Consider the following 14,520-nt stretch of genomic DNA (forward strand, 5'->3'; position numbering starts at 1 on the left):
GGGGATGTGCCACCTTGTGCCCCGGATCCGGCTCAGGTGATGCTCCCGGCGCGGCGCTCGCGGAGGGGTCGCTCCGCGCTCGCGGGGGCGACGGCGATGGATCGCGCCCGGCGAGGGCGCTCGTCATGAAGCGTGGCGGCCACCTCGCGATCGCACCGGAGAGTCGCCGCGAGCCGGCCCTGTCAGGATCGCGGTTCGGGCTCGCGCGAACAGCATAGATGACCTCCCTGACAACACGCCAGCACAGCCCAGGACAAGGGCTGTCGGGTCTCCTCGCTCGCTGGCGCTCCCCTGGACATCGGCGCCCGACCGTCTCAGGCTCTCGCTCGAGCACGAGGCTCTTCGTTCAGGAGGAACCATGCAGATCGACTTCGAGATGCCTGTGATCGCGGACGGCGGCCTCGATGCGGGCGTGCTCGACCGGGTCCTGGTCGACCGGGAGCGGGGCGTGCTGACCCACGTGGTGCTCCGTTCACCGCTGGCGAGCGAAGAGCTCCTTGTATCGATGGATCTCGTGCAGGGCACGGCGGGGGGCGAGCTCCGCCTGCGGCCGGGTCGGGACGCGCTCCTGGCGCTGCCTCGGTACTACGACGGACGGACGACGGCGCAGCCGGCGGGGCGGGTCGACACCTCGCTCGTCCCGCAGCCGCCCGAGCGGAGGCAGGAGCTGGAAGAGGCCCTTGGGGTCACCGAGGATACGGTCGAGCTCGGCCCCGAGACGCGGGTGATGACCGCCGATGAGGCCGAGGTGCAGCTCGTGGGCATCGGCGCGAACGACCCCGGCAATGACATCTCGCGGCTCCGCGTCCGCGGCCCCGCGGGCGCCGAGGCCGACTTCCCCGCATCGTGGATCGAGGTGATGCGCGAGGACGTGGTGGCGCTGACGGTGACCCGGGACGACGTCCTGCGGTTGCGCCCCGCGCCCAGGCGCCGTGACGGGAACCTCGCGGATCTCGAGGGGCTCTCGGGCATGGGCGGGCTCGACGGCGACACGCCCGAGGAGGTGTTCGGCGCGGACTTCGTCGATGAGCTGCGGGACAAGGGCGGAATGGTCCTCGATGTGCCCGGCACGAGCGGCCCCGGCGAGGCCGCCGGTGGCCGCGTTGGAGAGCTCGATGCCGGCGTGGGAGTCCATGCCATGAAGCGTCCCAGTCGATGATCGCACCGCCGGGAGCCCGCCGCCGGGAACTTGACAGCGATGCTGGCGCGTGCTCGTCTCCCGCCCCAAATGGACCCGCACGACAAGCCGGCGCGCCGGGACACGGGCACGGCCAGAGTTCTCGATCCGACCGCGGTGGCGGAGGCGTTCCGAAGCGAGATCCGGGCGGAGATCGCCGCCCTGCCTGAGCCGCTGTTCCTGGTCGGCGTGCTCGCGGCGGATCACGGGCCTTCGTATACGTACGCGGAGTACACGCGCAAGGCGTGCGAGGACGTGGGGGTCCGCTTCGAGATCCGCCACGCCACGCGGCTCAGCGCCGAGGCCGCCATCCGCTCGGCGAACGAGGACGCGGGCGTGCACGGGATCATGGTGTATTACCCGATCTTCGGCACGGAGCAGGACGTCTATCTCCGGGACAGCGTCGAGCCGTCCAAGGACATCGAGGGGCTCCACACGTTCTGGGCACGTTGCCTGTACGGGAACCAGCGTTTCCTGGACGAGGCGAAAACGAAGAAGGCGATCCTGCCCTGCACGCCGCTGGCCATCGTCAAGCTGGCCGAGGCGGCCGGCTTCTTCGGCCAGGGCGAGCGGCCCCTCGAGGGCCGGAGCGTGTGCATCTTCAACCGCAGCGAGGTCGTCGGGAGGCCGCTCGCGAGCATGATGGCGCACGACGGAGCGCACGTGACCTCCTTCGACATCGACGGTCCCCTGCTGTTCGTCCCGAGCTCGTCCGGCGGCACGCACGAGGTGCACGAGACGACGGCGGACCGGGCGAGCGCGCTGCGGCAGGCGGACATCGTGGTGACCGGCGTGCCTTCGCGGAGCTTCCCCCTCGTGCAGGCCGCCGAGATCCGCGAGGGCAGCCTCTGCATCAACTTCTCCACCATCAAGAACTTCAGCGACGATATCCAGAGCAAGGCGAGCGTGTTCGTGCCGCGCGTCGGGCCCATGACGGTGACCATGGCGATCCGCAACAGCCTGCGGCTCTACAAGAACACCCACCCGACCCCGTGAGCCCGGCGCGCTCGCGGCGGGGAGGCCGTCGATGCCCTCGTCCTGCATCCCCGCCTTCCGCCTCGAATCGGACCGCCATCCGCCGTGCGGAGCAGCCGACGAGATCACATGTGCTCGGTGGGATCGTCAGGGGCCGCCCTTGGCCTGGCGGGTGGCGGCGTGCCTTTTCTGATGGATGGTGAGGGCGAAGGCGGCGCGCGCACGGGCGCGGATGCGCTGGTCGGCGCGGCGGGGGCTGACGTCGCGCTCGCCGCGGCGGGGACGCTGTCGGCGGGCGGCGGAGGAGGCGGCGTCGCCTCGGAGGGCGCTGTCGCGGACAGCGCTGCTGCGGACGCAGGCGAGTCCGCCGGGTCGAGCCGCGGTGCCGGCGCGTCGCTCGACGCGGTGATGCGCAGAACAGCGTAGGTGACGAGCCCCGTCATCGCGAGCGCGCCGAGGGCGAGCGGGATCCCGACGCGGCGGCCGCGGCTCGGCGGCACGATCACGCTGCTTCCGGCCGGCGCCAGCGTGCTCGCGGTCTCCTGGAAGGCCGGCGCGCCGCCCTCCGGGGCGCCGCTGCCCGGCGAGGCCCGCGGGAGGTCGAGTGGGCTTGCCGGAAGTGTGGACAGGAACGCGCCGCCGTCCGACTCCCTCGCGTCGGGGCCTGATCTCGGCGTTCCAGGGCGGGCCCCCGTCGCACCTGGGCTCGCTCCCGGCGCGTCGCCGCGGACGACGAGCGCTGGAGAGGCGCCCTCCGCGGGCGCCAGCGGCGCCGGGGCTCCGGTCCGCGCCCCCGGCGAGCTGGCCGCCGCGCCGAGCGCCTCGGCGAGCGCGCTCGCGTTCTGGAACCGATGCTCGGGGTCGCGCATGAGCGCGCGCGAGAAGAACCCGTCCACCTCGGGCCCGACCTCCGGCGCGAGGCTGGACGCCAGGGGGGCGTCCTCGGTGCAGATGGCCACGAACACCTCGCCGATCTCCTCGCCTGGGAACGGGAGCCTGCCGGTGAGGCAGCGATAGGCGATCACGCCGACAGACCAGAGATCGCTGCGCCAGTCGAGGGTCTTGCTCCGGCGCACCTGCTCGGGGCTCATGTAGTAGGGCGAGCCGACGAGCGTGCCCGTCTTCGTCTCCTTGCCGGCCAGCAGCATGCCCGGGGCCTTGGCGATCCCGAAGTCGAGGACCTTCACGAGCTCGTCGTCGTCCTGGCGCGAGAGGAAGAGGTTCGCCGGCTTGAGGTCGCGGTGGATGATCCCCATCTCGTGCGCGCGGCGCAGGGCCTTGCACACCTGCGTGACGATGCTCAGCGTGGCCGCCATCGAGAGGCGCCCCTCGCGCGTTAGCCGCGTCTCGAGGTCCTCGCCGTCGAGGAGCTCCATCACGAGGAACGGCGTGTCGCCCTCGATCCCGTAATCGTGCACATGGACGACGTTCGGGATCTTGAGCTGCGCCGCGGCCCTCGCCTCGCGCTCGAAGCGCGCCCGCGCGGTGGACGAAGCCGCGTACTCGGGCGCCATGAACTTGATCGCGACCCCGGCGTCGAGCTGGAGGTGCCGGGCCACCCAGATCGCCCCCATGCCGCCTCGCGCGAGTATCCGCTCGAGGCGGTATCTTCCAGCGACGACACGGCCTTCTGCGGGCGAAATCATGAGCTTCGGCCTCTCGCTGGGATGACGTATCCAGGGACCCGGGAGCCAGCGCTCCGGGGCGTCTCGCACCCAACGAAGCAAACGAACGGGCCCCCCGCAACAGGATCCGGCTCGGGGGCGGGAGCGCGCGCCGGGGCGTCGCCGGTCGCGCGCGGCGCGAGCCGCCTACCTGCCTCTCGGTCGCGTCGTCGAGCCCGCGGCGCCCTGCGCTGTCGGCGCGGCGGCGGCTCGCCCGGCGCCCTGCGGGGCCCGGAGCTCGCTCGCCCTCGATCGCCGCGCGGGAGCGCTGCCCTGCGATGTCAGCGGCTCCAGCGCGCCCCGCAGCTCGGCGCGCACGTGCGGGCCGAGGAGCTTCTCCGCCATGGCGCTCAGGCGCCCGGCGAACGTGGCCATGATGCAGGCCGCGCGCTGATCGTCGCGGTCCGGGGCCCCCGAGCGCCGGTAGTGCCGTGCGTAGTCGCGCGTGATGGCCCCGAGGTCGCCGCCGACGTGGACCGCCTGTCGCATGAAGAGCCGCGCGGCGCGCTCGTTGGCGATGGGCGGCATCTGCGCGAGGGTGAGGGCGACGTCGGTCCTGCCCACGGCGAGCAGCATGGACACGACGCGCTGGCGGGCGATCTCCACGAGCCGCGGGGCGAGGGTGTGCTCGTCGAAGACGTGGACGTTCGGCGGTACGAGCTCCCCGCGTTCCGTGCCGAGCTCGCTCAGGAACGCGTTGAGCACCGGCGAGCGCGTCGGCGCTGCCTTCAGGTACTCCCGCGCGCTCCCCGCCGTCGGCGCGCCGCCCGGCGGCGCGGGCGGGCCGGCGTCGAGCGCCGCGGGCGCCTGACGTCGCGCGGCTCGCGCCTGCCGTGCCCGCTCGAAGTGCCTCTCCGCGCTCCCGGCGCGCTCATCCGCCGCGGCGGAATCCGTCGCGCCGAGCAGCGCGGCCAGCCCGGCCGCGTGGGCGGCGGTGACGTGCGGAAGGGGTTTCTGTCTGGACATTCGAGCAGGCTCTCTCTTTTCCAGAGCTGCTCGGGCGTTTACCACACCGTGCAAACAGTTGTACAGCGCTGAACCCCGGTTCCCAGGCGGGCGGACGTACGCCGGCACGAGGCCGTGGCTCTCCCGCCGCGCGCTCGACCTGCGAAAAGGCGGCCTTGAACAGCGCATCATGCGTGTTGGTCTGCATCGGTCGATCGACACCAGGCCTCATGGGCACGCCGCCGACGCCCTCTTTGGTGATGCACTTTTGCGCATCAACTCAGGCGACTCCGATCACATTTTGTTGGCAAAATGTCACCGCCGGATCGGTGAGCTCGCGCGGCTCCTGCGCAGGCTGTCCGGCGCGTACGACCAGGAAACCCGCGCCGCCGGCTCGCTGGGAGCCCGGAGGCGCAGGCGCAGGCGCCCCCGGCGCGCGAGCGCAGCCCCTGAAGAGACGCTAGCAAGGAACGGAACCCATGACGTCGACCTCGAGCAAGTGGCAGTTCTGGATCGACCGCGGCGGGACGTTCACGGACGTCGTCGCCAGGCGGCCGGACGGCTCGCTCACGACCGCCAAGCTGCTGTCGGAGAACCCCGAGCAGTACGCCGACGCAGCGGTCGAGGGCATCCGCCGCCTGCTCGGCCTCCCGCCAGGTCAGGTCATCACCCCCGACCAGGTCGCGTGCGTGAAGATGGGCACCACGGTGGCCACCAACGCGCTGCTCGAGCGCAAGGGCGATCGCACCGTGCTGGTGACCACGCGCGGCTTCCGCGACGCGCTGCGCATCGGGTACCAGAACCGCCCTCGCCTGTTCGACCGCCGCATCGCGCTGCACGACCTCCTGTACGAGCGCGTGATCGAGGCGCGCGAGCGCATCGACGCGCGCGGCGAGTTGGTCGAGCCGCTCGACGTCGCGGCGCTGCGCCGCGACCTGGACGAGGCGTTCGAGGCCGGCATCCGCGCCTGCGCCGTCGTGTTCATGCACGGCTACCGCTTCACGGCGCACGAGCGGCGGGCGGCCGAGATGGCGCGCGAGGTCGGCTTCACCCAGGTCTCCGCCTCGCACGAGGTCAGCCCGCTCATGAAGCTCGTCTCGCGCGGCGACACCACCGTGGTCGACGCGTACCTCTCGCCCATCCTGCGCCGCTACGTCGAGCAGGTGGCCAGCCAGATGCCCGGCGTGCCGCTCTACTTCATGCAGTCGAGCGGCGGGCTGACGCTCGCCCACCGGTTCCAGGGCAAGGACGCGATCCTGAGCGGCCCGGCCGGCGGCATCGTCGGCATGGTGCGCACCGCGCTCTCGGGCGGGCACGAGAAGGTCATCGGCTTCGACATGGGCGGCACCTCGACCGACGTGTCGCACTACGCGGGCGAGCTCGAGCGCGCCTTCGAGACGCAGGTGGCCGGCGTGCGCATGCGCGCGCCGATGATGAGCATCCACACCGTGGCCGCCGGCGGCGGCTCCCTCCTCGGCTTCGACGGCGCGCGGCTGCGCGTGGGCCCGGCGTCGGCCGGCGCGAACCCCGGCCCCGCGTGCTACCGCCGCGGCGGCCGGCTGGCCATTACCGACGCCAACGTGATGCTCGGCAAGATCCAGCCCGACTTCTTCCCGCGCGTGTTCGGGCCGGGCGCCGACGAGCCGCTCGACCGCGAGGTCGTCGAGCAGCGCTTCCGCGCCATGGCGGAGGACGTGCGCCGCGAGACGTCGCGCCCGATCACGCCCGAGCAGCTGGCCGAGGGCTTCCTGCAGATCGCCGTCGCGAACATGGCCAACGCGGTGAAGAAGATCTCGGTCGCGCGCGGCTACGACGTCACCCAGTACACCCTCCAGTGCTTCGGGGGCGCCGGCGGCCAGCACGCCTGCGCGGTGGCCGACGCCCTCGGCATGCGCCGCATCCTCGTGCACCCCCTCGCCGGCGTCCTGTCCGCCTACGGCATGGGTCTCTCCGACCAGAACGCGATGCGCGAGGCCGCGGTGGAGCGGCGCCTCGACGAGGCCGGCCTGGCCGCAGCGCACGAGGCGCTCGCGCGCATCGGCGGCGACGCGGAGGCCGAGCTCGTGGGGCAAGGGTTCTCGCCGGAGCGCGTGCGGCGGCGGAGGCGCGTGCACGTGCGCTACGACGGCACCGACACCGCCCTCGTCGTGCCGTACGGCAGCGCCGAGGCGATCCGCGCCGCCTTCGAGGCGGCCTACCGCGACCGGTTCGCCTTCCTGATGCCCGACAAGGCGCTGATCCTGGAGAGCGTCTCGGTGGAGGCGCTCGGGCCGGGCGACGCCGCCGAGGAGCAGCCCGCCGAGGCGCGCCCGCACCGCCCCGAGGCCGATGCCCGCGTGCGCATTTACTCCGACGGCGCCTCCCGCGACGCGGCGCTGCACCGGCGCGAGCGGCTGGGGCGGGGCGCGGTGATCGACGGCCCCGCCATCGTCGCCGAGGCCAACGCCACGACCGTCATCGAGCCCGGCTGGCAGGCCGAGATCACCGCGCTCGGCCACATGGTGCTCACCCGGGCGTCGCCGCGCCCCGAGCGCCGCGCGGTGGGCACCGCGGTCGACCCGGTGATGCTGGAGGTGTTCAACAACCTGTTCATGAACATCGCCGAGCAGATGGGGCTGCGCCTGCAGAACACCGCGCACTCGGTCAACATCAAGGAGCGGCTCGACTTCTCCTGCGCGCTGTTCGACGCCGAGGGCAGCCTGATCGCGAACGCCCCGCACATGCCGGTGCACCTGGGCTCGATGGGCGAGTCGATCAGGACCGTGATCGCGCGCAATCCCGGGATGAAGCCGGGGGACGTTGTCGTGCTCAACGACCCCTACCACGGCGGCACGCACCTGCCCGACGTGACGGTGGTCACGCCGGTATGGGACGAGCAGGGCGCCCGCGTGCTGTTCTACGTGGCCTCGCGCGGCCACCACGCCGACATCGGCGGCATCACCCCGGGCTCGATGCCGCCGTTCTCCAGGACGATCGAGGAGGAGGGCGTGCTGCTCGACAACCTGAAGCTGGTCGAGGCCGGGCGGCTCCTCGAGGCCGAGATCCTCGCGGCGCTCGGCAGCGGCCCGTACCCGGCGAGGAGCCCGCAGCAGAACCTGGCCGACCTGCGCGCGCAGATCGCGGCCAACGAGAAGGGCGCGCAGGAGCTCTGCGCGATGGTGGCCCAGTTCGGGCTCGACACCGTGCAGGCGTACATGAAGCACGTGCAGGACAACGCCGAGGAGAGCGTGCGCCTCGCGATCGCGCGGCTCGACCCGGCGCTCCTCCGCGACGGGCGCTTCACGCTGCCGCTCGACAACGGCGCGACGATCGCGGTCGCCGTCCGGATCGACCGCGCGCGCCGCTCGGCGGTGGTGGACTTCACCGGCACGTCGGCGCAGATGGACAACAACTTCAACGCGCCCCGCGCGGTGACCCTGGCCGCCGTGCTCTACGTCTTCCGCACGCTCGTGGACGACGACATCCCGCTCAACGCCGGTTGCCTGAAGCCCATCGAGGTCGTCGTCCCCGAGGGCTCGATGCTGAGCCCGCGCCCGCCGGCCGCGGTGGTGGCCGGCAACGTGGAGGTGTCGACCTGCGTGACCAACGCGCTGTACGGCGCCCTCGGCGTGCTGGCCAGCAGCCAGCCGACCATGAACAACTTCACGTTCGGCAACGACAGGGTCCAGTATTACGAGACGATCTCGGGCGGATCGGGCGCGGGCATCGAGCTCGGCGGGGCCGGCTCGGGCGGCGCGCGCGGCTTCCCGGGCACGAGCGTCGTGCAGACGCACATGACGAACTCGCGCCTGACAGACCCGGAGGTGCTGGAGCATCGGTTCCCGGTGCGGATCGACCGCTACGAGATCCGCGAGGGCTCGGGGGGCGCCGGGCGCTTTCCGGGCGGGAACGGCGGCACGCGCGCCGTGCGCTTCCTCGAGCCGATGACGGCGTCGATCCTGTCCAACGGGCGCTCGACGGCGGCGTTCGGCCTGGCCGGCGGGGGCGCGGGCGAGCCCGGGCGCAACCTCGTGGCGCGCGCGGACGGCTCGATCGAGGTGCTGTCGCACATCGGGTCGGTCGAGATGGGGATCGGCGATGTGTTCGTGATCGAGACCCCGGGAGGCGGCGGGTATGGAGCGCCCGTGCCTGGATGAGGGGCGCGGAGGACGACGGAGCAGGAGGGAGAGCCGCTCCCTCCGGAGGCGCTCTCTAGAAGCTGCCCGCCACCTGGACCCCGAGGCCGGGGCCCTGCCGCGCGCTGCGGAGCGCGTCAGCCCTGCGCGCCGGCTCCCTCGAACCGCGCGCCGCTCGCGCCGTCCGGCGCGCCTTTCGCCGCCCTCGCGTCGGCCCTGGACGGCGCCTTCGCCTGGGCCGCGTGGACCGTCCGGTGAGAGAGCGGCATCTCGATGCCATGCGCGTCGAACGCCTTCTTGAGGCGCCTCCGGTACTCCCGGCCTACCTGCCACTGCTCGGCGGGCTGCGTCTTGATGCGCGCGCGGACGACCACCGCCTGCTCGTCGAACGACTCCACCCCGAAGAGCTCCAGCGGCTCGAGGATGCTCGCCTTGTAGCGCCTGTCCTCGTGGAGCTCGTGCGCGACCTCGCGCATCACCCGCATCACCCTGTCGACGTCCTCGCTGTAGGCGACACCCACGTTGAACATCACGGCAGACCAGTCCCTGGTCATGTTCGAGAGCGCGTGGATCTTCCCGTTCTGAAAGACGTGGACCACCCCGGACTCGTCGCGCAGCGTGACCGTCCGCAGGCCGACCTGCTCCACGAGACCGCCGGTGCCGTTGACGACCACCACGTCGCCGACCCGGAGGTGGTTCTCGAGGAGCAGAAAGAAGCCCGAGATGACGTCGCGCACGAGCTCCTGCGCCCCGAGGGCGATGGCCAGACCGGCGATGCCCGCGCCCGCGATGAGCGGCGCGACGTCGACCCCGAGCTGGACGAGGAGGAGCATCGCCACCACGACCCAGATGACGACCTTCCCGGTCGTCCGGAAGATGCCCAGCAACGTATCAGAGCGCTTCTCGATCTCGCGCACCGTCTTCACGTCGCCGCTGCGGCCGCGCCTCATCAACGACACTTCCACGCGCCTGCACAGGAAGTGGAGCACCTTGAGCAGCACGAGCGCGAGGACCAGGATCAGCAGCACGGCCGGCGAGGCATGGATGGCCCCCGCGACGGTGCGCCGGAGAACGTCCGGCCAGAACGTGATGTCGAGCCAGGAGTCGAGCTGCGGCATGGCGATGGCACCTCCGCCGCAGGACGTCCGCAACCCATATGCCAGCGAGCTCGGGGGCCGCGAGGCCCGGCAGCGGGCGCGCGCGGTGCTGCGGCGGGCGGACCGCTCGCGCGCCGGTGCGACACGATGTCGCACAGGAGCCGAATTGTCGCAGGGTCGTGCACCCCGGCGCCGCGAGCCGAGCGGTGCGCTGCGGAGGCCTGCGTCGCGAGCGGGCGCGGGCCTCCGGCGTGGCGGTGCGCGCCGCGATCGGAGCGGCGTCAGAGGTCGAAGCGACCGGCCGCTTCGGGCTGATAGACGACGCGCTCGATCCGGATGCGGCGCGTTCGGCTCGGCGTGGGCCACTCCACCTCTTCTGCTTCTCGACAGCCGAGCAGCGCGAGCCCCATCGGCGCGAGCACCGAGATTCGCCCGGTGTTCACGTCCGCGGACCCGGGAAACACCACGGTCACGCTGAGCGCCTCCTGCGTGTCGAGGTCGACGAGCTGGGCCCTGGAGTTCATGGTGATGACGTTCGGCGGGATCTCCTGCTGCTTCACGACGTCCGCGCGCTCGAGCTCGATCTCTAGCGCCTCCAGGGTCGGGGAATCGCCCCCCGGCCGCGCGCGGAGGGCCTCGAGCAACCGTGTGAGCCGCTCGCGGTCGAACTCGGTGATGACGATGGGGTTCGTATGAGGTGCCATGAACAGGGATCTCCTTGTGTCGTCGACTCGATCCAGGCCGTGGCCGAGGGCCCGCGTCGGGCGAGCAGACCGTCGAGCGCGCCCGGTCAGTCCGTCCGGACGCAGGCGCGCTCGATCAAAGCCGCGCTTCATCCCGGGAGCGGCCGGCGAACGGCGCCGGAAGACCGCTCCCTTACGAGCGTGCGGGCGACCTCGGACAGAGCAGCCGGGTCCGCGGGAAAACGAACGCGCCACGCGCGCCGCGGCGAGGCCACGGACACGATTCTAGGTGCAGACGGGCGTTCATTCCACGCGGACGGTAGCACGGCCGACCTCCGCGAGCCATCGAGCCGCGCTGCATGGCGCTCCGGGCGCTGCGCTTCGCCGTGCCACCGCCATGTCCCCGACGAGTCGAATCGGTCGCGCCGCCGGCGTCCCTGCCCGGGGCTCTGCGGCGACCGCTGACAGGGACAGGGGCTCCTCCGCCGATGGCGCGGCGCTTGCCCACAACCGCGCCGCCCCCCTCGGACGAGGCTGGACGGCACGAGCGCACGCCGGTGCGCATCACATCGGGCGGAGCGCGGTGACCGGGATCGAAAACTTGACAGCATCGATTCATCCCAGGACCGTCGCTGCCGAACGACCATCAACAGAGGAGGAAAAACTTGGACATCCGGCCGCTACTGCCAGTATTCATCTTCTTCGTCGTCGCGCTCCCGAGCGCAGTGCGGGCCGAGATGCTCAGCGTCAAGGTCCCGGTGGCGAACTTCCGCGCGGGCCCGTCCACGACTGAGCCCGTCGAGTTCACCGCGACCCGCTACTACCCCGTCAAGATCGTGGAGCGCGAGGACGGGTGGTGCAAGATCAAGGACTTCGAGGGCGACCTGGCGTGGGTGGCCGATCGCCTCCTGGCCAGGGTCAAGACCATCGTGATCAAGGCCGCACGGGGCAACATCCGCGAGGCGCCGACGACCTCCGCGGAGGTCGCGTTCCAGGCCGAGCGCGGCGAGGTGTTCAAGGTCCTCGATCGCAAGGGGCGGTGGCTCCAGGTCGTCGACGTCAAGGGCGGGAAGGGCTGGGTGCGTGAGGATCTGGCCTGGGGCATGAAGAAGCCCGATGACGCGGGCGGCTCGTCGTGATGTGTCGCCCGCCACGAGAACGCCGGTCGAACAGGCGACCTGCGCAGGACGCCCCTCGCACCGGGCGCCCGCGGGTCTCCCGCGCTCGCGGGTAGTGGCCGCCGGGTGGCTCGCCCGTCGGGGCTGCTTCCCCTCCTGCCGCCACGATGACCTGGACCGCTGCCACGCCCGCCCGGGCCCGGCCTCTGAACGAAGCGAAGAGCGCCGGGGATCGTCAAAAGTCCCGATAGTCGATCTTCATCTGATCGTAGGGCGCGATCATCGCCTCGATGACGTTGCCCCTCGGGTCGAAGATGCGCTCGTGGTACTCGGTCGGCTCCCAGATGAAGCTGCCGAGCCCGCGCTTGTCCGGGAGGTTGAACATCAGGTCGTTGGCAGCGCGCTTCTCCCACGAATACTCCGCCACAACGAACTTCAGATCGGGGTAGCGCGTCACGAGATCGTCGAAGTTCTCCTGCCACTCCGACGGCTGGCCCTGGTACTCGGTGTAACAGGACTGACCGAGCACATCGAACGAGACGCCCTGCCCGAGCACGCCGTCGACCCACCAGCGCGTGACCGCGTTGTCGTTGCAGCGGTCGAGGTGCAGCATGACCGCGATCGTGTCGTCGGCGTCCTTCACGCCCTGGATCCCGGCCTTCAGGAGCGCGCCGAGCCCCTGGAAGGCCTGCCCCGTGACGAACCCGTCGGGCCACAGCAACCCCTGCGGGGTCTCGTTGCCGATCTGGACCATGTCCGGGCGCGCGCCGGCGGCGCTCAGCTGCGCGATCGCGTCCCGCGTGAACTCGCGCATCGCGCTCGCCAGCGCAGCTCCCTCGAGCTCCGCCCAGGCGACGGGCTTGTGTTGATCGTCGGGATCGGCCCACACGTCGCTGTAGTGAAAGTCGAGGAGGAAGCCCATGTTCGCTCGCTTCACGCGCTGCGCCATCTCTATCGTGTGCGCGAGATCGCAGAACCCCGCGGGCGAGTACGGATCGTCGTCGACGACCGGATCGGCGTAGATCGCCGTGGGGTCGTTGAACAGGCGCAGGCGGATCCAGTTGAACCCGTGCGCCTTCAGGATCTCGAGGATGTCCTTCTCGACGAGCTCACCCGTCGCCGGGTCGACGTCGCGGAACACCTTGCCTTGGGCTTCGCGCTCCTGCACCCAGGAGATGTCCGCGCCGAGGATGAAGCCCGCGGGCGCGCCCGGCGTCCCGCCCCCCCCGGTCCCGCTCGTGGAAGCGCCGCCGCTGCCGCCGGCGCTCACCGGCGCTCCGCCCGCGCCCGCGTCGCCTCCGGTCGCAGCGCTGCTCGCGCCCCCGGATCCGGTTCCCGTGGAGGGGCCAGCGCCTGTCGTGGCAGCCTGACCGGCACCCCCCCCGCCGTCCGCCCCGACACCCGAGCTCTCACCGCACGCGACCAGCGCGGTAAGCAGCGTTACCACACAGATCGCGTTCAGCTTCCGTCGCCGCATCGTTGACCCCCTCGAGGACATGACCCCACCGTTCGATCGAGCGCGGGGCCCGGCGCCGGGCGCGCCGCTCGTTCGCCTTCCGTCAGACACGTTGACTCCCCTCCTCGCTCATGCGGGGCCGCGCGCCTGGGTGCCAGGTCCGCGTGAGAGCTTGCACGTCGCCTCCCACAGGCCATTGAGGTAGACCAGGCCGAGCGCGCGGTCGTACAGACCATATCCCGGCTTGCCGGTCTCGCCCCAGATCATGCGTCCATGGTCCGGACGCACGTAACCGTCGAAGCCGACGTCGTGGTACGCCTTCACGATCTCGGCCATGTCGAGCGAGCCTTCACAGGACAGGTGGGCGGATTCGAAGAACGTGCCGTCCTCCTGGACCGCCACGTTGCGCAGGTGCCCGAAGGGAATGCGGCCCATGCCGCCGAACTCATGCACCAGCGACACGATGCTGTTGCACAGGTCCGCGCCCAGCGAGCCGGAGCACAGCGTGATGCCGTTGGCCGGAGAGTCGACGATCTTCACCAGGCGCCTCAGATCGTCGCGGTTCTTGACGATGCGCGGCAGACCGAAGATCGGTCGCGGCGGGTCGTCCGGATGCATGGCCATGCGGACGCCGACCTCCTCGGCGACCGGGATGATGCGACGGAGGAAGTGCTCGAGGTGCTCCCACAGCGCCTCTTCACCGATGCTCTTGTACTCGCCGAGGACGGCGCGGAGCTGCTCGGGCCTGTAGCTGCTGTCCCAGCCGGGCAGCGCGATGCCCTGTTCCGGGTCGATCTTCGCCGCGGCCCCGGCGTCGAATGCCAAAGTCAGCGAGCCGTCGGGCAGCTCCCGGGCCATCTCGGTGCGCGTCCAGTCGAAGACCGGCATGAAGTTGTAGCAGATCACCTTCACGCCGGCGGCCGCGCAGTTGCGGATGTTCTGGCAGAAATTGTCGATCAGGCGCTCCCGGGTCGGCTTGCCGAGCTTGATGTCCTCGTGCACCGGCACGCTCTCCACCACATCGAACTTCAGCCCCGCGCCCTCGATGCGCGCCCTGAGCGCCTGCAGCGCCTCGACCGGCCACACCTCGCCCACCGGCACGTCGTAGATCGCCGAGACGATGCCGTAGAGGCCCGGAATCTGGCGGATGTACTCCAGCTTGACGGGGTCGCGCTCTCCGTACCAGCGAAAGGTCATCTTCATCGTTGCGATCTCCTCGGGCGACGTGCTCGGCTCGCGAGCGCGCGTGGCCGGGTCGACCTCCGGGGCAGAGCGGCGCGGCCTCGGCGC

10 protein-coding genes are annotated in these 14,520 nt (G+C 71.5%); 4 read left to right on the top strand and 6 right to left on the bottom strand.

What is annotated here, in order from left to right; translation table 11 throughout:
• The first annotated feature begins 358 nt into the window (after window positions 1–358).
• The gene (locus tag WMF17_RS21235; protein WP_437603906.1) at window positions 359–1,159 is read left to right on the top strand and encodes a hypothetical protein; all 801 of its coding nucleotides are present in this window, start codon (window positions 359–361) and stop codon (window positions 1,157–1,159) included.
• Window positions 1,160–1,228: 69 nt separating this feature from the next.
• Window positions 1,229–2,173: a bifunctional methylenetetrahydrofolate dehydrogenase/methenyltetrahydrofolate cyclohydrolase gene (locus WMF17_RS21240; RefSeq protein ID WP_437603907.1), complete on the top strand. Its 945-nt coding sequence runs from the start codon at window positions 1,229–1,231 to the stop codon at window positions 2,171–2,173.
• Between the two features lie 104 nt (window positions 2,174–2,277).
• Here WMF17_RS21240 and WMF17_RS21245 read toward each other — a convergent pair whose 3' ends face one another.
• Complete coding sequence (locus WMF17_RS21245; protein ID WP_437603908.1) at window positions 2,278–3,798, bottom strand: protein kinase domain-containing protein; 1,521 nt, start codon at window positions 3,796–3,798, stop codon at window positions 2,278–2,280.
• A 165-nt stretch (window positions 3,799–3,963) separates the two neighbouring features.
• On the bottom strand, window positions 3,964–4,782 hold the full coding sequence (locus WMF17_RS21250) for a hypothetical protein (protein ID WP_437650939.1): 819 nt from the start codon (window positions 4,780–4,782) through the stop codon (window positions 3,964–3,966).
• A gap of 458 nt (window positions 4,783–5,240) precedes the next feature.
• On the opposite strand from WMF17_RS21250, the gene WMF17_RS21255 reads away from it, so the two are divergent.
• Window positions 5,241–8,897, top strand: coding sequence for a hydantoinase B/oxoprolinase family protein (locus tag WMF17_RS21255; protein ID WP_437650941.1), 3,657 nt, complete (start codon window positions 5,241–5,243; stop codon window positions 8,895–8,897).
• Window positions 8,898–9,013: 116 nt separating this feature from the next.
• On the opposite strand, the gene WMF17_RS21260 is transcribed toward WMF17_RS21255, so the two are convergent.
• Together WMF17_RS21260 and rnk are read right to left on the bottom strand one after the other, a co-directional pair.
• Entirely contained in the window at window positions 9,014–9,994 is a 981-nt protein-coding gene (locus tag WMF17_RS21260; RefSeq protein WP_437650943.1) for a mechanosensitive ion channel family protein, read from the bottom strand.
• A gap of 260 nt (window positions 9,995–10,254) precedes the next feature.
• On the bottom strand, window positions 10,255–10,677 hold the full coding sequence (rnk, locus tag WMF17_RS21265; protein WP_437603912.1) for a nucleoside diphosphate kinase regulator: 423 nt from the start codon (window positions 10,675–10,677) through the stop codon (window positions 10,255–10,257).
• Between the two features lie 644 nt (window positions 10,678–11,321).
• Between rnk and WMF17_RS21270 the strand changes: the two genes are divergently transcribed.
• Window positions 11,322–11,795: an SH3 domain-containing protein gene (locus WMF17_RS21270; RefSeq protein ID WP_437603913.1), complete on the top strand. Its 474-nt coding sequence runs from the start codon at window positions 11,322–11,324 to the stop codon at window positions 11,793–11,795.
• Window positions 11,796–12,009: 214 nt separating this feature from the next.
• Here the strand turns inward: WMF17_RS21270 and WMF17_RS21275 are convergent, their stop codons facing one another.
• Complete coding sequence (locus WMF17_RS21275) at window positions 12,010–13,044, bottom strand: glycosyl hydrolase 53 family protein (protein ID WP_437603914.1); 1,035 nt, start codon at window positions 13,042–13,044, stop codon at window positions 12,010–12,012.
• A 315-nt stretch (window positions 13,045–13,359) separates the two neighbouring features.
• Window positions 13,360–14,433 (bottom strand): mannonate dehydratase, encoded by a 1,074-nt coding sequence (gene uxuA / locus WMF17_RS21280; RefSeq protein ID WP_437650945.1) that lies wholly within the window; start codon window positions 14,431–14,433, stop codon window positions 13,360–13,362.
• Window positions 14,434–14,520 lie beyond the last annotated feature (87 nt).

It is taken from the genome of Sorangium sp. So ce362 (assembly GCF_051519845.1).
GTDB lineage: Bacteria > Myxococcota_A > Polyangia > Polyangiales > Polyangiaceae > Sorangium.